29 protein-coding genes are annotated in these 19,993 nt (G+C 62.5%); 1 reads left to right on the top strand and 28 read right to left on the bottom strand.

From position 1 onward, the window contains the following. Positions 1-23 precede the first annotated feature (23 nt). Genes JL39_RS07380 through JL39_RS07370 form a run of 3 tightly spaced genes read right to left on the bottom strand, consistent with a single transcriptional unit; the run spans position 24 to position 3,420 of the window. On the bottom strand, positions 24-644 hold the full coding sequence (locus JL39_RS07380; protein ID WP_037147886.1) for a hypothetical protein: 621 nt from the start codon (positions 642-644) through the stop codon (positions 24-26). Continuing rightward, the gene (locus JL39_RS07375; protein WP_037147884.1) at positions 644-1,288 is read right to left on the bottom strand and encodes a hypothetical protein; all 645 of its coding nucleotides are present in this window, start codon (positions 1,286-1,288) and stop codon (positions 644-646) included. Before JL39_RS07375 ends, JL39_RS07380 begins: the two co-directional genes overlap by 1 nt. Next, a complete protein-coding gene (locus tag JL39_RS07370) occupies positions 1,288-3,420 on the bottom strand; it encodes a phage tail protein (protein WP_210165743.1) in 2,133 nt (710 codons plus the stop codon). The genes JL39_RS07375 and JL39_RS07370 overlap by 1 nt, the downstream gene beginning before the upstream one ends. Before the next feature lie 208 nt (positions 3,421-3,628). On the opposite strand from JL39_RS07370, the gene JL39_RS32280 reads away from it, so the two are divergent. Then, positions 3,629-3,871, top strand: a complete 243-nt coding sequence (locus JL39_RS32280; protein ID WP_210165742.1) for a hypothetical protein — start codon at positions 3,629-3,631, stop codon at positions 3,869-3,871. 13 nt (positions 3,872-3,884) lie between these two features. Here JL39_RS32280 and JL39_RS07365 read toward each other — a convergent pair whose 3' ends face one another. From JL39_RS07365 to JL39_RS07250, 25 genes are all read right to left on the bottom strand, one after another. Continuing rightward, on the bottom strand, positions 3,885-4,139 hold the full coding sequence (locus tag JL39_RS07365) for a DUF1799 domain-containing protein (protein ID WP_200883920.1): 255 nt from the start codon (positions 4,137-4,139) through the stop codon (positions 3,885-3,887). A 104-nt stretch (positions 4,140-4,243) separates the two neighbouring features. After that, positions 4,244-4,696: a hypothetical protein gene (locus JL39_RS07360; protein WP_037147881.1), complete on the bottom strand. Its 453-nt coding sequence runs from the start codon at positions 4,694-4,696 to the stop codon at positions 4,244-4,246. Between the two features lie 29 nt (positions 4,697-4,725). Then, the gene (locus JL39_RS07355; protein WP_037147879.1) at positions 4,726-5,655 is read right to left on the bottom strand and encodes a hypothetical protein; all 930 of its coding nucleotides are present in this window, start codon (positions 5,653-5,655) and stop codon (positions 4,726-4,728) included. Continuing rightward, a complete protein-coding gene (locus JL39_RS31915) occupies positions 5,648-5,812 on the bottom strand; it encodes a hypothetical protein (protein WP_161784742.1) in 165 nt (54 codons plus the stop codon). Before JL39_RS31915 ends, JL39_RS07355 begins: the two co-directional genes overlap by 8 nt. A gap of 1 nt (position 5,813) precedes the next feature. Beyond that, on the bottom strand, positions 5,814-6,245 hold the full coding sequence (locus JL39_RS07350) for a hypothetical protein (RefSeq protein WP_037147877.1): 432 nt from the start codon (positions 6,243-6,245) through the stop codon (positions 5,814-5,816). Beyond that, positions 6,245-6,673, bottom strand: coding sequence for a DUF1320 domain-containing protein (locus JL39_RS07345; RefSeq protein WP_037147875.1), 429 nt, complete (start codon positions 6,671-6,673; stop codon positions 6,245-6,247). The genes JL39_RS07350 and JL39_RS07345 overlap by 1 nt, the downstream gene beginning before the upstream one ends. Positions 6,674-6,676: 3 nt before the next feature. Further along, entirely contained in the window at positions 6,677-7,267 is a 591-nt protein-coding gene (locus JL39_RS07340) for a hypothetical protein (protein ID WP_037147873.1), read from the bottom strand. Positions 7,268-7,366: 99 nt separating this feature from the next. Continuing rightward, positions 7,367-8,299, bottom strand: coding sequence for a major capsid protein (locus tag JL39_RS07335; RefSeq protein ID WP_037147871.1), 933 nt, complete (start codon positions 8,297-8,299; stop codon positions 7,367-7,369). Between the two features lie 30 nt (positions 8,300-8,329). After that, positions 8,330-8,707, bottom strand: a complete 378-nt coding sequence (locus JL39_RS07330; RefSeq protein WP_037147869.1) for a hypothetical protein — start codon at positions 8,705-8,707, stop codon at positions 8,330-8,332. Between the two features lie 11 nt (positions 8,708-8,718). Next, the gene (locus tag JL39_RS07325; RefSeq protein WP_037147868.1) at positions 8,719-9,837 is read right to left on the bottom strand and encodes a hypothetical protein; all 1,119 of its coding nucleotides are present in this window, start codon (positions 9,835-9,837) and stop codon (positions 8,719-8,721) included. 230 nt (positions 9,838-10,067) lie between these two features. Then, positions 10,068-10,580: a phage virion morphogenesis protein gene (locus JL39_RS07320; RefSeq protein WP_244446843.1), complete on the bottom strand. Its 513-nt coding sequence runs from the start codon at positions 10,578-10,580 to the stop codon at positions 10,068-10,070. 143 nt (positions 10,581-10,723) lie between these two features. Next, positions 10,724-11,170, bottom strand: a complete 447-nt coding sequence (locus JL39_RS07315; RefSeq protein ID WP_037147865.1) for a hypothetical protein — start codon at positions 11,168-11,170, stop codon at positions 10,724-10,726. A 94-nt stretch (positions 11,171-11,264) separates the two neighbouring features. Beyond that, positions 11,265-12,509: a PBECR2 nuclease fold domain-containing protein gene (locus JL39_RS07310; protein WP_037147863.1), complete on the bottom strand. Its 1,245-nt coding sequence runs from the start codon at positions 12,507-12,509 to the stop codon at positions 11,265-11,267. After that, positions 12,502-13,992, bottom strand: a complete 1,491-nt coding sequence (locus JL39_RS07305; protein WP_037147861.1) for a DUF935 family protein — start codon at positions 13,990-13,992, stop codon at positions 12,502-12,504. The genes JL39_RS07310 and JL39_RS07305 overlap by 8 nt, the downstream gene beginning before the upstream one ends. Before the next feature lies 1 nt (position 13,993). Further along, positions 13,994-15,658: a hypothetical protein gene (locus tag JL39_RS07300; protein ID WP_081952743.1), complete on the bottom strand. Its 1,665-nt coding sequence runs from the start codon at positions 15,656-15,658 to the stop codon at positions 13,994-13,996. Next, the gene (locus JL39_RS07295) at positions 15,655-16,245 is read right to left on the bottom strand and encodes a DUF3486 family protein (protein ID WP_037147859.1); all 591 of its coding nucleotides are present in this window, start codon (positions 16,243-16,245) and stop codon (positions 15,655-15,657) included. The genes JL39_RS07300 and JL39_RS07295 overlap by 4 nt, the downstream gene beginning before the upstream one ends. A 1-nt stretch (position 16,246) precedes the next feature. After that, a complete protein-coding gene (locus JL39_RS07290; protein WP_037147857.1) occupies positions 16,247-16,555 on the bottom strand; it encodes a hypothetical protein in 309 nt (102 codons plus the stop codon). Beyond that, on the bottom strand, positions 16,552-16,878 hold the full coding sequence (locus JL39_RS07285) for a DUF2730 family protein (RefSeq protein ID WP_037147855.1): 327 nt from the start codon (positions 16,876-16,878) through the stop codon (positions 16,552-16,554). Before JL39_RS07285 ends, JL39_RS07290 begins: the two co-directional genes overlap by 4 nt. Further along, the gene (locus JL39_RS07280; RefSeq protein ID WP_037147853.1) at positions 16,875-17,099 is read right to left on the bottom strand and encodes a TraR/DksA C4-type zinc finger protein; all 225 of its coding nucleotides are present in this window, start codon (positions 17,097-17,099) and stop codon (positions 16,875-16,877) included. The genes JL39_RS07285 and JL39_RS07280 overlap by 4 nt, the downstream gene beginning before the upstream one ends. Beyond that, complete coding sequence (locus tag JL39_RS07275; RefSeq protein ID WP_037147852.1) at positions 17,096-17,284, bottom strand: hypothetical protein; 189 nt, start codon at positions 17,282-17,284, stop codon at positions 17,096-17,098. Before JL39_RS07275 ends, JL39_RS07280 begins: the two co-directional genes overlap by 4 nt. Before the next feature lie 16 nt (positions 17,285-17,300). Further along, positions 17,301-17,690 (bottom strand): hypothetical protein, encoded by a 390-nt coding sequence (locus JL39_RS07270; protein WP_037147850.1) that lies wholly within the window; start codon positions 17,688-17,690, stop codon positions 17,301-17,303. Then, positions 17,687-17,974: a hypothetical protein gene (locus JL39_RS07265; protein WP_052182720.1), complete on the bottom strand. Its 288-nt coding sequence runs from the start codon at positions 17,972-17,974 to the stop codon at positions 17,687-17,689. The genes JL39_RS07270 and JL39_RS07265 overlap by 4 nt, the downstream gene beginning before the upstream one ends. Position 17,975: 1 nt before the next feature. Beyond that, on the bottom strand, positions 17,976-18,707 hold the full coding sequence (locus tag JL39_RS07260) for a TIGR02594 family protein (protein WP_037147848.1): 732 nt from the start codon (positions 18,705-18,707) through the stop codon (positions 17,976-17,978). Between the two features lie 100 nt (positions 18,708-18,807). Next, complete coding sequence (locus tag JL39_RS30470; RefSeq protein ID WP_052182719.1) at positions 18,808-19,206, bottom strand: hypothetical protein; 399 nt, start codon at positions 19,204-19,206, stop codon at positions 18,808-18,810. After that, entirely contained in the window at positions 19,199-19,840 is a 642-nt protein-coding gene (locus JL39_RS07250) for a regulatory protein GemA (protein ID WP_037147847.1), read from the bottom strand. Before JL39_RS07250 ends, JL39_RS30470 begins: the two co-directional genes overlap by 8 nt. Positions 19,841-19,993: the final 153 nt, after the last annotated feature.

Raw genomic sequence — 19,993 nt, 5'->3', positions numbered from 1 at the left:
CCGAGGCAAGGCCGCCGCTCAGGCTATTGTCCCCAGGACAGCTCCCAGGTCTCGACCACGCCGGCATAGAGGTTCCACTCGTCGCCGTCGCGCAGCAGCTGCGCCTCGTAGGATGCTTTTTCCGGATTGGTCCGCCGTAGCATCATCATCATTTCCGAGACGCATTTGAGCGTGGCGCGGCCCTGTTCGCCCACCCGCGGCGTCTTGATCGGCGCGCCATCGACCATGCCGAGGAAGATCGGAAGATCCGGAGCGACGGGCTGGCCGGTTTCGGGCGACAGCACGATTTCGTGGATCTCGACCTGCGCCCGGTGGACGTCATAGGTACGCAAGAGCAACTGCACCGCGTCGGCGATCTGCGACAGGTCGATTGTGACCGTCTGTGCCGTCAGGTCCGAGACGCGCGGGATATCGCTGACCTTCAGCAAGTTGCCGCCGCCGAGATAGGGGCGGGTGACGGTCACATTGTCGGCGCCGCGGATGACAGTGAGGTTGGCATCGTCGTCGCCGGTCCACAGGCCGACTTCCTCCGGTGCGCCGGTTTCCCGGTTCTTGGCAACGATCCACACGGCCTTGCGGCTCGAAACTCCGGTTGCCGGTACGTTGGCAAGAGCGGCCGTCAGGGCAGAAGGCTGGTTGCGCATCAGCTCGTCCTCTTTTTCTGGAGCACCTTGAACGCTGCGCCTTCGGTGACCGAGCTGCGGCCGGTGCCCGGATCGTGGCTGCCGGGCGCGATGATGACCGGGCATGCCGGCTTGATCAGTGTGACGACGGCGTTGACGGCAAGCGTCAGCGGCAGCCGCGGGAAGACCGACAGATCGAGATTGCCGGCGAAGGTGGCAGAAGCGTCGGCGCCGACCTCGTGGAAGCGGATCATCGTGCCTTGCGTGATCTGCAGCTTATCGCCGGTGGTCATCTGATAGCCGGCCGGCAGGTCGGACACTTGCAGGAGCCGCCGATCGGGATTGACCGCGCGCACCCGGACGACGGACGCACCGAGGATCGAGCCGTCCGGATCGGACTGCGGGAAGAGCGAAAGCGGATCGCAGCACATGAAGGCCTGTCTTGAGCCATCCAGGGAACGGATCAATGCAGCCGCCTGCTTCAGCTCGTCGTGCAGGCCGCGATCGAGCGTCACGTCGCCGGTCCAGAGCGGATCTGCCAGTTCGGCCGACCAGACATCGCCGTCGCCATTGCCGGCAAGTTCGTCATTGCGCTGGATCGACCATCGGACCGACGAGATCGGCAGCTTGTCGAACAGCGCGGAGAGCGAAAGCGGTGCGGCCATCAGCGCCTCCAGGGCTCGGACTGGATCGCGGCGACGCGATCGGGCAGGGCCTGGTCGTAATCGTCGAAGGCAAGCTGCACATATTCCGGCACATTGTCGGCGATCGCCTTGCGGATGGCTGGCAGGATGTTGCCGTTCTCGTCGGCCGACAGACCGAGCAACAGCTTGAGCGTACCCATGCCGCGATCGGCGGCCGCCGCCGACTGCCGCTCCGCCATGCGCGATGACATCAGCGGCGCAACGTCCACGACACCGCCGTCAGCATAGCCGCGGCGTCCGAGACGCATGGCCTCGACCGTCGCCACGCCGCCGGCACGAGCGACGTCACGCTGCGACCAGACGACTTCGCCGGCATGCACGACACCACGGGGCTCGTGGATGCCGCCAGGGCCGGTATAGCCGCCGCGCGCGAACTGCCAGTCATCAAGGCCGAGCGACCACGCGCTGGATGAGGCTGAGGAGCTTGACGAGCCGCCGAACAGGCTGCCGATCCCGCCGGTGATAAGACCCAACAATCCGCCGCCCGAGCTGCCGCCGGCAGCCGCACTGTTGACCTGGAACAGGCTGTTCAGCAGATCGTTCACCAGCGTGTCGGAGATTCGCTTCAGGGCGCTCACTCCTGCGTCGCCAAGTGCATCCCAGAAGTCCTTGCCCTGCTGGAGACTACTGGTGAGGGTGCTGGCGAAGTCGCCCGTCAGGTCACGCGCATATTGCAGCTGAAGGTTCGCCCGGATCAGCCCGGCCTCATAGCTGTCGAAATCGACCGGGAGGCCGGCGCCTTTCAGCTGGGCGGCAATCTGCTGGTCCATCGCCGATCGGCCGAGCTGCTCGCGCTCGAACAGGAGATCGGAGGCGAGCTGGGCCTTGGCCGCCTCTTCGGCATATTTCTTGAATGCCTCGACACGGGCGTTGATCGCCTCGACTTGTTTCGGCGTCAGCGACCGGCCCTTGTCCTCGGACTGCTGCAGCAGGTCGAGTTTGAAGCGTAATGTGTCGGCAGCGACACCGGTCTGCCCGGAAAGCTGCGCTTCCAGCTTCATCTGTCCGATTCGATCGTCGGCCGATTTAATCAGGTCACGATAGGCGTTCGCGGCGGACCGGGCGGCCGTTTCAGTTTTCTTTTGGCTGGGGTCCGCCTCCAATTCTCTGAGGGGGCGGCGGCCGGGAACGGGACCAAGCTCCGGCGTTGTGAACCCTGGGTTCTGAATGTTCTCATCCCAAGGCTGCGCGTTTGTTTCGAGTTTACCTGTGCTCGGATTGTAAGAGCGCCAAGTGGTAACATCTTGCATCCGGGAAACGGCATCACTGGCCTTCTGGACGTTTTCCGATGCCAAAAGGGCGGATGATGACAGGGTGTCGAAGAAAGTGGCGAAGTCCTTTAATGCCGGGATTCCGGTACTGTTTATGGATACAGCAAGTGCGTCCTGAACGCTCTTGACTTCCTCGGTCTTCAGCTTCCCTTCGTTGGCAGATTTCGCAAATTGGCCGAATGTCGACTGCAGGCGTTTGATAACTTCATCTTCCTCGCCGGCCGCCCGCAGATCTTGGACCAGCGCCGAAATAGAGATACGCGCATCTACAAGCTGCCTTTTGACCTCTTCGAGGGCCTTCTCATTGATAAGAGTAAGTCCCTGCCTGGCGTCCGCTACGTTCTGGGCACGGGTCACCTGATCGGCGTATTCGCGCAGCGCTGGGACGGCATCTCCCCATCTGTCTGCTATTGAACCGATGATCCGTGCCTGTTCATCGAGCTTTGCAGATGCATCAGCGCTATCGGAGAGTATGCCGGAGAAGTAAGATACAGCGGCCGCGGCCGCGCCGATGGTGCCGATCGTCACAAGCGAGATCGGGTTGGCCAGCTGCATGAAGGCTCCGGCAACAGCGGGGCCTATCTTCTCGCCGCTGGCCCTGATGTCGTTGAATACCTGACTGACCTGCGGACCTTGCTGCAGGGCGACCGTATACCAGGGCATGAACGGCGCCGTTGCTGCGATATCAAAACCCTGAGCTGCCAAGTTGGAGGTATTGAACGCACGGGTGCCCGATCGCTGCGCTGGCGTGTCGGCAAGGGCTACATTCCGGCTTTTGATCGCGTCGATCGAGGCAAGCGCGGCCTGGCGCTCTCGGGTCATAGCCGCCGTAAACTCCTCTGTCGAAAGAGCACCCATGGCATGTGCCGTGCGGATCTCGATCTGCGCCTGCTTGTACTGCTGGATGGTCGCGAACAGCGGATTGTATTTGGCCCGAAGCCGGTCGGCCGACAGAGCCTCGTCTGCCAGGACGCCAGCCCATCTGCGCGCGTTCTCATTGGCCGGGCCATCGTGGATCCCGAGGCTGGCATTGATCAGCTGCTGGATCTTCGTGCGGGTACGTTCGGCTTCGTTGCCGATCGCGGCAATCCCGGTAACCGCCTTGTTCGAACCGCCCGCGTTGACAGTCCTCTCGACCGAAGTGGCGACGTTGTCGATCTTCGGTACGCCCTTTTCGGCTTCCGCGCCGATCGCGGCGACGGCCTGCCGGGCATCGGCGCTGCCACTCTTTGCTCCGGAGGAATCGATGTTGACGCCGATCGAGATGCGATAGGGAGAGGGTGCCATCAGTCGGCCTCATTCAGGACCGGAAGTGCTGCGGCCTCCATGACGCGGAGGTCGGCGAAGACCTCTGTATCAGCGTCGATTGAATCCAGGACGAGCTTGCATGCGACGTAATCAAGCCCGAACCACACAAGCCCTGCCATGCCGGCCGCGACGCGCCACTGGGTCTGGCATTCCAGGAAAGCCATCAGTGAATCCCAGTTTGCCGGCATGATCTCCATCTCATCGTCTTGCTTCGGGCGAGCGGCAAGTTGCACGCCCATCCTTTGAAACTGTTCCCGAACCTTGTCGGGCACCCCCACGGGCTTCGTTCGATCGCGGCGGCCGGAGCGGATGCGCGCCCAGCGCTCCGCCGCCGCCTTCAGTTTTTTAGGCGCGCCCGATCCTGGCTGATCGCTTCTTCATAGGCGTTCAGCAGGCCCACCTTGACCCGCTCGATCGCGTAGAGTGCTCGAAACGTGGCGTCCGTGAACGGGATCGGCTTGTCTCCGTCATCCGCGTCGACGATCTTGCTCCAGCCGCGGACCACATCCTGGACGGCCCCCTTGTCATGCTCCTCCAGTTCCGCCTGGATCAGCTTCAGCTCGTCGAGGCCGAGCGGCTCCTCGGCACCATCCTCACCGACAATCTTGCGGTCCATCTTCTTCAGGATGGCGAGGCGGGCATCGCGGGACGCCTGGATGCGTTCCGGCGGAAGGATTGCGAAGGTCACCTCGAATTCGCGGAGTATGTGCCTGCCGGGCTTTGCCGGATCGGGCTCCATGACCTTGACGGGCCACGGAAAGGTCAGTTCGGAAAACAGCTTGAAGGTCATTTCACCGGGCTTTCAAAGAGGTTTGGAAATCAGCGGAAGGTGATGACGAATTCGTCGTTGCCGGCGTCAGGCTTGTACATCAGTGGCAAGGTGTTGTTGCGGATCCGCTGGGTCGCGCCGTAAGTCAGGCGGCCGATCTGCACCTTCGGCGCGTCGAATTCGACGATGTTGCCGGCCACGGTGCCGTGCTGGGCGGCCATCACGCCCACCGTGTGCGACTGCATCGTCTGCAGCCAGTTCTTCTCGGCCAGCAGCGCCGCCTCGAAGATTGCCTGGCCGACCATCTGGCGGCCGGTCTGGCGGATCGAGCGCTGGTTGATCAACAGCCGCGGTTCGATTGCGTTGGCGAGGTCGAAGCTCCAGCCTTCGCAGGCGCCGGCAAACCCATGCAGCGAGACCGTCGTGTTCTCGAAATTGACCGGCACAGGATCGATGAACTTCGAATCGTCGATCGTCGGCAGGGCCGTGTCGGAAAAGGTACCGAGCAGGCCGGTCATGGTGAAGACGAAGCGCGGCATCTGGCCGGGGGTGAGCTGGCCGGTCACCGTGCCGCGGCAACCGACCATGATGTGGTTCACGCCGTCGTCGTTGAAATAGATCGTGCAGCTCTCGAAGAGCTTCGAGACCGGATGATACTGGACGTCGGTGTCGGCCGTGATGACCTCGGCAAGGCCGGAAGAACGCAGAAGCGGCGAGCAGCCCGGCGGCGTGCCGGGATCGCCGGAACCGGCAATCTCGATTTCCATCGAGAGGCGGCAGTAATTGCCGTCGAAGATCACGCCCTGATGGCCCATATAGGGCTTGATCAGGTCGCGGGTGAGATCGTTGCCGACGAACGGTTCGTAGCTGACATTCGTGCCGATCATGGCATTTGCCGCGCCGGTCGGCACGGGATCGGTCGCGTAGATTGTTTCCATTTTTGCCAGGATGGCGAGATTGTCGACGTAGCGCTCAGTCACCCTGGCTCTCCCTCTTCGATTTGCCCGCGGGCTTGGTCTCCGCAGCCGACTCCACGGATGCGGCCGGTTCGATCTTTGGTTTCGCCTGCACGGTGCGGCTGACCAGTTTGAGAGAGCCGTCTGCCTGGCGCAGGTAGGATCCGCCTTGACCCTTCATGTCAGTTTCCTTTTCTGATGAACCGGCTTGTCTGCCAGGTCTGGACGTAAACGGTGGCGCCGTTGCCGCGGCCGAGCGGTGCGGATTTCCCCGCCGCCAGCCAGAAGAGTTCGTTTCCGGGCTCGGTTGCCCAACCGGCAAGTGCGGCTTCGATCTCGCCGCTATAGGTGTCGAACTGCGAGACGCGCTTGCCGCCCTTGGAATCGTCATGCCGGCGGACGACGAAGGCGACCAGGATCTGGACGCCGACCTCCTGGCGGAAGCCACCGGAGGCCCGGCTGTTCGGGCTGCCCAGCTCGCGGTACGGGATGACGAAGGTCGCGCCGCTCTTCGGCGCGGTGCCCTCCGCCAATGCGGCCAGATCCTCGGCGGCCGAAACGTCCGAGAGCGATGGTGCCATGGCTTTCAGGCGGTCGATGACGTCCTGGATCATCAAAGCCATCCCTTGAGCTTGTCGGCGGTGAACACGGGTTCCGGCCCGACGATGCTGACGCGACCGCTGTCGGATGGTGCCGGCTGCGGATCATCGACGCCGATCGGCAAGTCCAGAACGCCGCGGGCCAGATCCTTCAAAGCCGTGAGCGCATCCTTGTAATCGCGCACCACATAGTCCGGAGCGCCGTCGCGATGCAGCTGATAGCGGGCGATCGAGACGCACCAGGTGCGCAGCAGATCGGGCACGGCTGTCAGCGGCAATGCGTAGCGGACGGCGACATAGCCGTTGGCGATATTGTCGGCATGCACCAAAGCAGCCTCGACGACGTCGGGATCAGGCGTACCGTCACCATCGCGATCGGCGACCTGAAGGATTTCATCCTCGCCGGCACGCTCGATCAGATCTTCGAGGCTCGCATAGGGCATGGGTCAGTCCACCACCTTGCCGGTTTCCCACGAGGTGACCAAGCGCCTCTCGCGTAGCGGAGCGTGTTCTGCTTCGGTGAGGACAATGGGCTTGCCCAGCTTGAACTTGACGTTGTTGTGGCGGATCGGGCCGCCGATAACATGGACCTCGCGCCGTTCCACCGGGGCACTGTTGCCGAAGAGCAGGTTAACGAGGTGGCTGCGGTCCTCGGCCGACAGATCGGCCGGCTCTATGATTCCGCTTGCGGCCATGATGGTGGCCAGGTCGAATTTTTCATCCGTGGCGTCCCCGGAAGCCGATGCTTCCGCTTCCGGGGCCGGCTTTGCCTTTTCCGCCTCCGCCAGGATGGCTTCGGTCGGAGTGGCGTTCACCTGCGGTTTCACCAGCTCGGCCGAAGCTTCGCCAGCAGCATCGCCGCTATCGCTGGGGGTATTACTCCCGTCAGGCCCGTTCTCGCCTGACGGGGTGGATGCCGGATCACGCGGCTCCTCGGGCGCGACCCGAGGATCAGTGGCGGCATCCTGCCCCGGAGTGACCGTGGTCTCAGTGACCTCTTCGGCCGGGGCGTTGGATTTCATGGGCTTCTTGGCCATCTGGCCCTCCTTTCGGATCTTGCGAAAAGGATCGCGGTCGATCCCCCTTCGAAAAATCCGCCCGGCGTTCGCGCCGGGCGTAGTTCACACGGCAGTGGATCAGGTGATGTCGGAGATGAGGTAGCCCAGCTCGGGAGCGGAGATGACTTCCTTCACGCTCTCGCCCGAGCGGACGCGGTCGGAGCCGCGCAGTCCGATCTTCGGTTCAGGAATAGAGCCGGAAACGCGGGTGCCAAACTGCGCCGTCCAGCCGAAGGTCGGTGTCGCCGAGACGCTGTCGGCGAGCTGCGCCTTATGGAAGAGCAGGCAGTTATCGCCCCAGGCGCGCTGGCGAGCGACTGGCTGGCCCGGCTTTGCGCTGTTGGCCCAGCCTTCGCCGATATAGATATCGTCGAGTTCCAGGAGGTCGGCGACCGCTCGCTTGTTGGCATAACCGTCGCCGGCGCCCGAAGGCGTCAGCGCACGCAGCACGCTCGGGTTGGTGCGCAGCGTCGTCCAGGCTGAGCGTCCCATGGCGGCATAATTCGGACGCATGACCATGCTGTCGGCAGCTTCGGCAACCGCAACGATCGGTTTGCTGTCGGCGTCGCTCCATTTCGAGGCACCGACCAGCGTCTCCTTGTTGTCCGCACCATAGGTGGCGGGATCGAACACGCGACTGGAGACGCGGACCTCGCGATCGAGCAGCACCAGATCGATAAGCTTCTGCGCCGCGAATGCACGCGGGTCGTAACCGGCCGGAGCATTTTGGCTGTCGGCAACGGGGACAACATCGTCGAGACCGTAATCGTCAGTGCGATCCTCGATCTCTTCGGCATTGAACTCGACAGTGTTCGGCTCGGATTTACGGCCGACCTTGGTGTCATGACGGGTGATGAACTGCCCGAAATCAAAGCGCCACCACTTGAATTGTTCGCGCGGCAAAAGCGGGTTGAGGCGCGGCAACACGAGGTCCGCGATCAATGCGTTGTTGCGGTAGGCCTGGACGATGCCGACAAGCACCGGATCGACGGGAAAGGGCTGACCTGCCATTGAGGGCTCCTAAAGGGTTATGGGCGCGTTTTAAGCGGCGCCCTGGATGCTGCCGCGCTGAATGAAGGCGCGCACGAAATCTCCTGCCGCGGCTCCGGCAAGCACGAAGCCGGCCGTGACGTTGTTAATGCCGGCGGCAGGCGCAGCCGCGACGGCAACACCAGCCGCGCCCGCCGTGATGGCCGCACCCGGCGCGATCGTGCCGCCGGCGACCACTTCGGCGGGACCGAAGAGAATGACGTCGATGCGCTCGCCGTCGGCGGCGCCGGAGGGGAAGTCGGTCACGCCGGCAATGATGTCCGTTGGGGCAGTTGCCAGTGCGACTTCACCGTCATTGGCAGTGAACTTCACAAGGCGACGGTGGCCGATGGCGCCCGACGCGACGAGGGTCTTGGTGAAGGGGTTCATGGGCGGTTCCTTTACCGGCGGTTCTGGAGGCGCATGGCGGCCTGGGCGGGCGAGATCGTCTCTCCCTTTTCCTTGGCCGTGCGGATCTCGGTTTCGATGGCGGCCGTGACATAGGCCGGGTCGGAGAAGTCATGACCATCGCCGGTGCCAAGCTCACCCTCGGTTACCGGCTTCGGCAGCTTGGAGAGGAGATCGCGGAGGGCAGCGCGGCCGGTGGTCTTCACGATCTGGTCGCCTTCGGAGAACTCCAGTGCGCCGTCATCCATTTCGGAGAAGAGCGCGGTGGCGGTCGCCTGAAGGCCGATCGGCAGGCGGCCGTCCTCGATGATCGCGGCAACGAAATCTGCATCTTCCTTGGCGCGTGCCTTCTTCTCATTTTCGGAGAAGGTGGTTTCCCGACCGGTGATCGCGGTCTCGCGGGAGTTAAGAACGGCTTCGCGAGCATCAAGCTCCGCCAGCCGCTCCTCGGCGGTCTTGGTCATGTCTGGTTCCTTCGGTGAGGTTTCGGAGAAAAGAGTGCGGTTATCTTCAGCGCGCGCTTCGATGCGGCTCTCGATCGCAGCCTGGGTGAGTTGCTCCAGGTCATAGACCGGGATCAGCCGGTCGGCTGTTTCAAGGTCATTTTCCTCGATCAGCCAGTCGCGCAGGCGACGGAACATCCGGGAGACGTTTTCAAAGGCCCAGGAATTTCGCCACTCGGAGAATTCGATCTCGACCAGCTCATCCCCATCCGAGAACTCGACTGGCTTTAAACCCTTCACCGCCGGCGGCTCGGCTCCGAGAAAACCAACGTGGCGGAGGTAATACTGGCCCGGCGTCGGATTGCCCTTGTCGTTCGGTCCATAGAGCGCGGCGGACCGCTTCTTGAACCGGCCTTCGCGGACCAGCTCGGAGAAGGTCGGCTCGACCTGATCGGCTTCGGCGATCAGACGGCCGTCCTTTACAGAAAGGCTTTTTACCCAGCCGTAGGCCGGCAGGTTCTGCTTGGGATGCCCAACCACGACTGGCGCCTCGTGCAGCGTCGGATCATAGGCCGAGGCGATTGCAGCAACGTCAGCCTCTGAAAAGCTGAGCGTCGCGCCTTTGGCAGTCGTGTGGGTTCCGGTGCGGAAAATCTCGAACGGTTTCATGCCCGCATCTAAGGCGGACACAGCACATTAATCCGCCGTCCGAAATCGGACGGTCACAGAACCAATTTGAGGGGGAGGGGCTGGTTGCGACCATAAACGCGGACGTGAGCGGGAGCAACCATGTCCGTCTTGGAATTTTGAAGCGGTTTTGAAGCCCGTGGGCGCGCATTCCGGGTCTCGCCCGTGGGTCGGGGCGTCGGAACGTTTCCACAGCGCTCCTGAGGCGAATTTCATGGGGTTGGCTTTTGGTGCTCCACCGCGTCGGCGAAATGGTCGAGGACGATGCCGAGGATCTCCTCGATGTCGTGTCCATTCGTACCGAGGAACTGGCGCCTCGGGATGGTGACGGATTTCACATGAAAGGTTTGGCCGCCCATCGAGAAGACGAGGGCGGCCGCGTTCTTCGGAACGATCGTGCCGCCCTCGTTGTGTATCCGCGCATAGACCTCGTTGGAGCCCCACTCGACGCCGCTATCCTCGACGAGCTGCCAGACGATCTGCGAGAGCGCTCGCGTTTCGCCGCGAAGTTTGCCGGGGCCTTTCTTCGTCTTGGCATAGAGCGGGTTGAGGTCTGGCCAGGGATTGCCCTCAGGATCTGTCTCTGAAAGGAAACGGGCTCGGGTAGACTTGGCGCCGTATTCGCCGATGTTCTTTAGTGCCGGCGTCACATCGCCGGCGGCGTCATAAAGGCGGGCAAGCGCGGCGTCGACATCTATGCTGTCGAGTGTGATGGATGCTGCCACAATGGTCTCTCCGTTGCCGCGTCAAGTGCGCGGTGTTATATTGCGTCTGTCACCGGCCGAGGCCCGTTCGCCCTCCGTAGGCCAGTGACTTGGGCGCGTCGAACGGAGACGCGCCTTTGTCATTTTCGGAGTGAACTCTAGGCTCATTCGGCATTCTGCGATGTTTGATGCCGCTTGGGCCGAACTCGGCCGAACTCATCGCGCACCGTGACGCGTCTACCCGGTGTGCCAAGATATTCATCGGTCGAACTACGCCCATTGTGATCTACGACCGTCACAACAAAGCGGCAGCCGTGCCTGTCGACTGAGTAGCGTGCGGTCAATACGCGGAACGCGTCAGCTCTCACTCCATGTCGTTGACAGAGGTCATCCAACGCCTGCGCGTAAAGATCGATGGCTCGGGCCAGTGAAGCCGAGGGCTGCGCACCAGATGAAGTCCCAGCGATGAAGTCGACCAATATGTAACCTTCAGGGCTTTTTGCTGACTCGCCAAACACATCGGTCTCATAGACGCCGATCATCAACCCGATCCCGCTCGCGAGCGAGTCGGCGATGTTATGCCCGATAGATTTCAATTTGCCGAACTTCATTTTACCAACTTAACCGCATCAGGCACGCAGGCAAAGGGCACTCCGATCCGGTGTGAACGGCACTGCGCTCGAACCAGGTGGTTTGAATTTCCCCTCAATTCGCATCACGTTGATAGAGCAATGCCCCGCGCCGAAACTTCTCCAGGTAGTTTTCCGTCGCGTCGAAGCCGGTGATCGCCGTCCAGCCTTTCGATGTCCATTCGAAGCGGATGAACAGACTGCGGCCGCCGGCAAGCGTGACGCGCTTCAGATAGGCCCTGCGCAATACTACGCCGCTCTTCACCTGCGCCCAGTCCGCCCAAATCTCGTCGGGCGCAATGATCGTGTTCGCCAGCAGTCGTGCATATTGGCCGCGGTCACGCTTGCCGCTCTTTAGGCCGATCACAGTGCCCTCGGCCGTGCGCTGCTCGAACAGCGCCTGGCTGACAGAGATGATCCCGCCGGAAACGTCGCGGAAATAGCCGTAGCCGCCGGGCTTGACGTCGAATGGCTTGAGGAAGGCCTCGACATATTGCTCCGGCCTCAGCTCTTCTGAGAGAAGGTCGCTCGCCCTGGCGCGCGTCGCCGGCGGCATGGGCGGCAGATCCGCAACGGCCGGCATCTCGCCGAAGGCCGGCAATGGCTTGCGGAGCTCGGCCGGCACGATGCCGTGCATCCATTCGTGTCCGACGTTGTACTCCCACCCGCGATCGATCCCCGGAATGCGGATCTCGGTCTGACCAGTGCGAGGGTCAGTGTCCTCATAGGGCTTGAGGTCGGGCGTCGGATCGGGACCGGACTTGCCAAGCGCCCGCATCTCGCGTTCGGAAAGGGCTTCGACGTCGCAGCCGCAGCCCCAGCCGTTCGGCGGATAGATGCGCAGCCATACCGGATCGTCGGCCCGCCAAACCCTGCCGTTCCAGGACAGGTGCAGAAGCCGCGGGTGCTCCGCGCCGGAATGGATATATTGCCAGTACGGGCGATATTTCAGGACGTCGGGATCGGTGAGCTGCGCATAGCGGCCGGCCATGTAGCTCGTCCGCATGTTGGTCGTGTAGATGATCCTGGCGCGCCAGGCGCGACGCTCTTCCTCGGTTTTGCCGTGCGAGAAATACTTCCAGCCGGTCCGCTCGACGATGGCGTTAAAGTCGCTTTGAAACTCCTTGAAACCGGTTCCGTCGCGGCGGGCCTTCTCGATCGCGACCCGGAAATCGGCAAGCATGTCCTCGCGGGTAACACCGGCAACCGAGAAGGCGCGCACATGCGCGGCATGCTTTAGATCGTCCCAGCGCCGGGTCGGCAGGTTCACCTTGCCGGCAAGGAAGTCGATCGCCTCCTGGAATGGCAGTCCATCAGCCATTGGCGCCCACGCTGTCATGGCCTTCGAGGCGGGCAAGCGTGACGCCCTGTTCGAGGATGCCGGCCAGATCGTCGATCGCCAACTTCGCCGACAGGCCTGTGAGCCGGCGGATCAGATCGTCATAGTCGCGCGCTTCGGTGAACTCGGTGCGGATCTGCTCGATCATGGCGTCGATCGCCGGCTGCGCGAAACCTTCAAGCTGGTCGGAGAGATGCTTGACCGTCTCGGCACTCTTGTCGGCGGCCGTCGCAGGCGCATCTGCGAAGTCGAGATTGGCGGTCGCGGCCGGAGCGCCTGGCTGCGTTTCTTCCTCGGGCGTCTCCGGCTCCTTTTCCACCCAATCGCCGCCATAGGTCTCGTTGATGTAGTCGACGCTCTTCGGCTTGTAGCCCATGCCGTGGATCGTCTGGTCGCGCTTGACCTTCTGGTCGAGATCCTCGGCCTCGGAGAAGTCGCGCCAGACGTCCGGCAGGCCAGCGCCCGGATAATTCAGCTCGACGATCCAGCGGACCAGCGTGTTCTTGATCGTGGAACTGATCAGGTCCGAGGCCGCTTTTGCGATCGCGATGCGGATCTCGTTATGGATTTCGCCAAGCGATCGGGCGCCGCGCTCGCCGGAATTTGTGGTCAGCGTTTCGCCCGACACAGCCTCGCTCATCAGCTCGTCCAGGTAACGGGCAAGCTTCTCGTAGATCTCGCCACCACCACCGTTCGCCGCTTCGAGCAGATCAGCCTCAACGCTTTTTGGGATGACGAGGCCGGTGTCATTGGCCATTTGCCGCAGGACACCGACCAGTTCCTCCTGGCGCTTCTTGTCGTAGGCACCATCATAGGAAAGGACGGTCGTCGGCGTGGCATGCTTTTCCGAGCCACGCAGCCAATGCGCCAGCACCTGGCGCTTGAACCAGGCGGGCCAGAACAGGACCGAGCCAAGACCGACGCCATAGGGATCGTCGTCGTCATCGTCGATCGAATGACGGTGAACGATGAATTTTCGGTCGGGAACCGGCTCACCGTCGATCGTGTTCGAGCGGGTGAGAAGCCGCAGCTCCCCCTCGACGGTGAAGCGGAAGCGACGCTGCTTCTTGACCTTGACGGCCACGGCCTCCCAGCCAAGGGCCGTTGATGACCACAGCACCTCGGCGACCGCGAAGCCCTTCAGGACGGCCCCGAGCAAGCCCTTGGTGAGCCGATCGAAGTTGATCGCCTTCAACTGGCGCTCGACTTCGGCGGCGGCCTTCTTGTCGAGACGGCTTTCAGATGCCGGCTGCACCAACCATTCGCGTGAGACGACCTCAAGCTTGAGCTTCTGCAGGATCGCGAAGGCATGCGGATCACGGCGAATCTCATCGTAGATTTTGATCGCCGAGGCACCTCCACGAGAAGCAAGCACGTCGTCGGTTGGCTGAAGCAAGCCGGTGAAGTTTGGGACGTAAGGGTCGCTGGAGGTGGTTGCGATTTCGGGAAGGGTCGGGTTTGCCATCTTACATCCTCAGAAAGGTGGAGAGGTCGGAGCGCGCCTCGACATCACCAAAGCTGCCGCCGTATTCTTCGGTGATCCGGCCGCTCTCTCGCGGCGTCTCAGTGGTGCCTGCACCCACTTCACCGGTGTCCTGTTCGGAGGCGAAAATCGCCAGGGCGCCGGCGATCGCCGAGTCACCGTGGCGCTCGAAACCATCCGCGCCCATGGCGTGGGCGCCATCGGGAACCTTGGCGATGCCCTTCTCCATTTTGAGCGCGCGATAGTCCGAAAGGACATCATCGTCCTTCGGAAGCTCAAATGTGCCGTCTTCAAAGGCGGCTTTAAGCTTCGGCATATTGAGCAGATACCAGGTCGCGCTAAGCTTGATCTCGCTGATCAATGAGATGCCGAATTCCTGCCGGCAGACTTCCGCCAGAAAGGCGCCGTTGCCCGTCGCATCGAATGCGCCATGGCAGAAGCGGGGCAACCGGCGGATGATGTAGAAGGCGATTTGCTTTTGGCTCTCAAACGGAACGTCGCGCAACTCCAGGAGAAACGGCGTTGCCAGAGACAGGTCGGCGCGGATCTGCAGCGGGTGAATGACGGAAAGGTCGCCCGAGCGACCGAAGTCCTGGCCGTAACAGGACCGCAACGTTGGATCGAGGGCCTTCAGGTGCGGCAGGAGCTGCTCTTCGCAAAACTCCTCGATCTCGGCGTCGCGTAGCTCGGCCGGCCAATCGACAAAGCCTGGAGGTGATTTATACCGGATGACGGGAATGTGCTCGTGCATCCGGGCAACGATCAGTGTCCTCGGCAGATAAGCCCCACCGCCCTGGGAGGGTATGCAGCGCAGCTCCTCATCGGCGCCGGTGCCATAGGACTTGTAGATATCGGCGCGCCATGCGGCTTCGCCTTCCGGCGTCCAGGTCTCACCGGTTTTCAGGCAGACGCGCTGATAAAGACCGTATTCCAGCGCATCGTCGAAGGTGACGCGAACAACCTTGCCCGGCCGTTTGCCGCCCCGGATCTCCTGGATCAGCTCGTTGAACGGATTATCGACGCCGTTATGGGTGGAGATGACCAGCACCTTGCCGCCCCAGATCAACAGCGCCATGGCCGCCTTCAGCAGCTCGGCCGGATCGTCATGGAAAGCGTACTCGTCGATGATGACATAGCCCTGGCGGCCGCGTAGCGAACGCGGCTTCGAGGATAGCGCGACGACTTCGAAGCCGCTGGCAAACGTGATGCGGAACGCCTTGATGGCCTTTTCGGCACCTTTTTCGCCTTCCTCGACAAACAGGAACTCGGCAACTTCAGAGCATGCCGGCATGAAAGCCTTGGCCCACATCGCGCAGCAGTCGATGAACTCCCGCGCCATGTCGAAATTGTAGCCGATATAAAGGACGTCCATGCCGCCTTCGGTGCGGGCGGATCCAGCCGTCAGGACCGCGTCGGCGCCGACGCCCCAGGTGGCACCGACGCGCCGGCTCTTGTCGGTGACGACCAGGCGATACATCGCGGTCGCCGCGAGCAGTTCCTTCTGATGCTCCAGGAGGACGTCCGGCAGTTCCTTGCCTTCCAGCTCCGGCGGGAGTGAAAGCTGCATCACACGACGGTGGCGCGCCCAATCCTCCTCGGTGACGAGCTGGCTGGTGTCGATCTCGGCAGGATTGACGTGCAGGCTCATAAGCTACGCACTCCGAGGATCTGCGCTTTGATCTCGGCGACGGTCTGCCGGGTGAGGCCTTTTGCTGTGGCGACAGTCTCGACCGCGCTTTCGACCTTTTCGGCGAATTCCTTCTCGACCTTCTGGCGGCGCGATGTAGAGACGCCTTGGGCCTGTGTCGCAGCCCGCAGCGCGTTTGCAAGGGACATCGCATCCTTGGGCACAAAGCCCGCTTCGCCTGCATTCGTGACCAGCTCGAACACCAGTGTCTTGATGGCTTCGGCAGCGATCAGTGTGAGGTTGTCGGAATCACCGGCATCGAACTTCGCGGCAAGGGTCGAGGCAATCTCGCGGGTCTGGTTGAGCCGCTGGGTGAGCGTAGCGAGCTTGATCGAATAGCGATTGAAGGATGAGAACGATGGGATCGTGAACTCCAGCTCGCCGCGATATTCCTGCTGGATTGCTGCGAGTTTGGCGTAGAACTCCTCATAAATATCCGTCTGGGTTCGATCGCGCTTCTGCAGCTCGTCCGCAGCCCAGGCGACAACCGGAGCACATGGCTCCGGCAGAAGTTCGATCAGGTTGAGCCGGCCGCGCCCCTCCGCCATGTCAAATCTCCGGCGACGGGCGGTTGATGCCTTCAATGATCGACCGCCGCTGGACGTGATCAACGCCAGCGCGCGTGATCGAGGCAACGAACACCGATCCCGCTTCGACGAGGGTGACAGCGCCAAGTTCCTTGAGCTTCAGGAGCTGTGTGCGAACCCACTCACGGGAACGGTTATGTCCAAATGTTTCGAGAAGGCCGGTCAGCAACACCTCGTTCAGGCGGCCGTCCGTCTGCTCGTTGAGGCCCTTCAGGATGACAAGCCGCGCGTCCCGCGCGGCGTGTTCCTCGAAGCTGATGCCGCTGCTCATTTCGCTTCCTCTCTCAGATAGTCGTCAATTCGGTGGACGGTGCGGGACACGCTGCCGAGCGTCTCGGTCAGCGTTTTGAAGTCGCCTTTAAGCTCGGTCAGAGCGAGCTTCAGTTCGTTGACCGAATCCTTGCTGGGCAGATGTTTCATCTCGCCTTCAACGGCCTGGATGCGACGGTCGTGGTCGACCAAGGTCTTTTCCGCCTTGTCCATCCTGGCTGTGAGCGTCTTTTCTCCCGATGAGAAATAGCCCTTGGCATGACCGAGGATGGCGATGACCGCGAGCACGAGCCCGAGATATTGGGAGATTTCTGCAAGGCTCATCGGTGAAACTTTTCCTGCTCCAAGAAGGTCTGGCATTCGATGCAGCGGCGCGCAAACGGCGCTGCCGCCCGGCGATCTTCCGGAATCGGAAAGCCGCAGCTGGTGCAATTGGCTGCGCCTTCCGTCGCGACAGCTGCTATCGCCTGGGCGATCATCGCATCGCGCTCCTGGCTTTCGCGCAGTGCGGCCAGATCGAGGCTGGCATTGCTCCCGAAATTCATGGGGCACCGCCAATCGCCTTGACGGCCGCGGCCCGGCGTTGCTCGCATACGCGCAGCGCGCTCCGATCGGCGCCCCAAAGAGTGGTCGCCTCAGCGGCCGAGATCGCCCGGTCCGGCAATGTGGTTGGGTCGGCACAAGGCTTTTCGACCTCCGCCGGAACCGTCTTTTTCGCATCGGTCAACATCACGGTCGGCTTCTCCTCAACGACGGTTGAGGAGGCGCACCCGGCCAATGTCGAGGCCATTGCGATCGCCATCAGGCAAAGCCGCATTTGCTTTCTCCAGATCCTCTTGGGCTTGACGGGCATCCTCGCGCGCTGCCGCCAATTCGTTATTCAGCCGCATCGCGGTATTGGCTTGGGCGGCTTCGGCCAGCGCCACTTTGACGTTCGCTTCGGCGATCTGGTCTTTCCAGTAGGTGTCCCGCTCGGTGACTGCTGCCTTGACCCGATCGACGATGATCTCGCCGAGCTTGTCGGCGGCACGGTATGCGAAATACGCAGCACCGAGAGCGAGCAGGGCGGCAACCGCAAAGACGATCCCGATCTTGATCAGCGGCGTGGCCGCCTTCGATAACCACGCCGAAATCATGGCGAGCCTTCCTCCGGCTGGTCGCGCGGCAGGTAGGGAGGAAGGGAAGGCGGGTCGAAGGTGCGATCGGTCATCGCCCGGAAATCCATCGCCCCAGAAAACCGATGGATCCCCAGCAACGCGGCGATCAGGACGATCATCGACGGGACGACGATGTTGGCGAGCGCCACCGCCTGCTCCGAGCCACGCACGCCGTGATAGACGATGGCGCCGATCACGCCCCAGGCGAACAGAAAGGACAGCCAGAACGCTTGGCGGGTGAGCCGGTATCCGGGTTTGCGCATATCAGGCCTCGTTTTTCGAGGCCGGCACGCCCGCGGCCGTAAGCTGCACCTTGCCACCCTTCGGAGGCTCGCCGGTTTTGGGCCAGCGGATAGCGGCCATGCGGTTCTTCTCGATACGGGTGATCGATACGCTGTTCGACTGGTTGCCGCCCAGGATGTGGTAATGCCTCCGATCCTCGCCGACATAGAGGCCGACATGCCCGCCGCCTGGGCGCACAAAGGTCATGATCGCGCCGCGGACGGGTGCCTCTAGCCGCTTGCCGAACTTTCCCCATTCGAGCGCTCCCAGCGGGTTCTTGGGCAGCAATTCGCGGGGCAGGGTGGTCGCGATGATGTTGCCGATGAAGAGGCCGCACCAGGGGATATCATCATCGGTATAGAAGGAGGCTATCCAACCGCCGAGCTTCTTCGCCCAGCTCATGATCGTGCTGTTCGACTTCGTTCCGACGATCTCCCGTAAGCCCATGAAGCGGCGCGCCTCACGCATCCACACGGGTTCTGCCGGGATCGGGACCTGTTTTTCGTAGATGGCAAGCGCGCCTGGCCGGACGCCGGGATCACGCCGCAACGCTGCGACCGTCGCCTCGTCGGCAACACCGGTCACCGGCAGTTTTTCGGAGGCCTGGAAAAGGCGAAGCGCCTCGATGACGGCGCGGCCATGGACACCGTCCATGGAGCCCGCATAACAGCCCCAGGCACGCAGCCGGCTGATCAGCCATTCTTCAAAGGTCATTAGAAGCCCCACAAATCGGTAACCGTCTGGGGGCACAGTGGCTCTTGCTGAGTGAGCCGGGCAGCGTCCGAAATCGGACGGGGCTGAAACTGCGGTGGTCCTAGAAAAGGGAGCCTTGGGGATCGTCCTTGGGCGATGCCTTGCGCTTCGCCCTATGGTCATAAACCGTCGATCGAGCAACGCCGGTGGCGGCTGTGATCTTGTTGACCGTATGCCCCTTGTCGATCATTTCCGCCAGGATGCTGGCGCGCTTGCGCTTTTGGCCGCCGATCGAAGGGGGCAGGGTTATGTTCTGCCCCCCGAATACTTCTGCGATCGCCCGGGCCTCGTCAAGCCCCACCAGTCGCGCCAGCCAGTGGTCCGGCTTCACCTTGGCGGGGACATAGAACTCCTGACAGGCCTTCTCGGTGCCGAGGATCATCGCCGCTCTCTCACCGGCCGCGTCGGCGATCCGGTTGAGGAGCGGCGTGAACCAGGCGCGATCGGGAAGATCAGCCATGCTTTTTCGCGGCGCGAATGCGCTTCCCGAGCTCATTCATGACGCGGATCCAGTCCTGAGGCGTCATTGCGCCAAGCCAGTCGGTGCGGGCTGCTGCCGCAAGCGCGACCTGGTCAAACCCCAGCCTGACGACGAGGTTCGCTTCCGGGTGCAGGATCTTCCACTGCGCCCAGGCGATCTTGGCGCCGTCAGCTGCAAGCCAGTCGAGTGATGCCCGGCGCCATTCGACTCCGGCCTCGCGTGCCATCCAGCTCTTGAGCGCCTCGATGACCCTTGCTGCATCGTCGGGGAACCGGAGGAACCGCTCGGCCGATAGACCGGTCTGGCGCCGGACGAATGCCTCCAGCGCCGCATCCTCCCGATCGCGAACAAGACCAAGGTTCCAGGCAGCGATCCAAAGCGCCTGCAGCTTGGCCGCATACCGGCCGGAGAGTTTGCGTTTGCCGTTCCGGCGCTTTGAGGCAGGTTTGAAGCCGAGCCGCCGAAGTTCGTCGACCACGGCGTCTTTTTCGGCCGATGACATCAGCGTGAGACGGTCTTTGCGGGCGACGCGGGCATAAAGCGCGCGGCGGCCGTCTTCGTCGATGCCGAGCTGTCGGCATCCAGCGTGGATAGCTGCGATCGTCGAGGCCATTAGGCTGCCTCCCTCGTCAGCGGCGCGGGGGTGGCAGTACGGAAACTTGATTGACTAAGTTCGACTGCACCGTTAGCCACGGCATTGTGAATCGACGCAGACAAAGGTGCCGCATGTCCAACCGGAGACGGAGCTTCTTCGACTTCATCTACG

Origin of the sequence: Rhizobium sp. YS-1r (assembly GCF_000757525.1) — a bacterium.
GTDB classification, from domain to species: domain Bacteria; phylum Pseudomonadota; class Alphaproteobacteria; order Rhizobiales; family Rhizobiaceae; genus Neorhizobium; species Neorhizobium petrolearium.
Note: the sequence above shows the minus strand (reverse complement) of the source record. Positions and strands in the feature narration are given on the sequence as shown.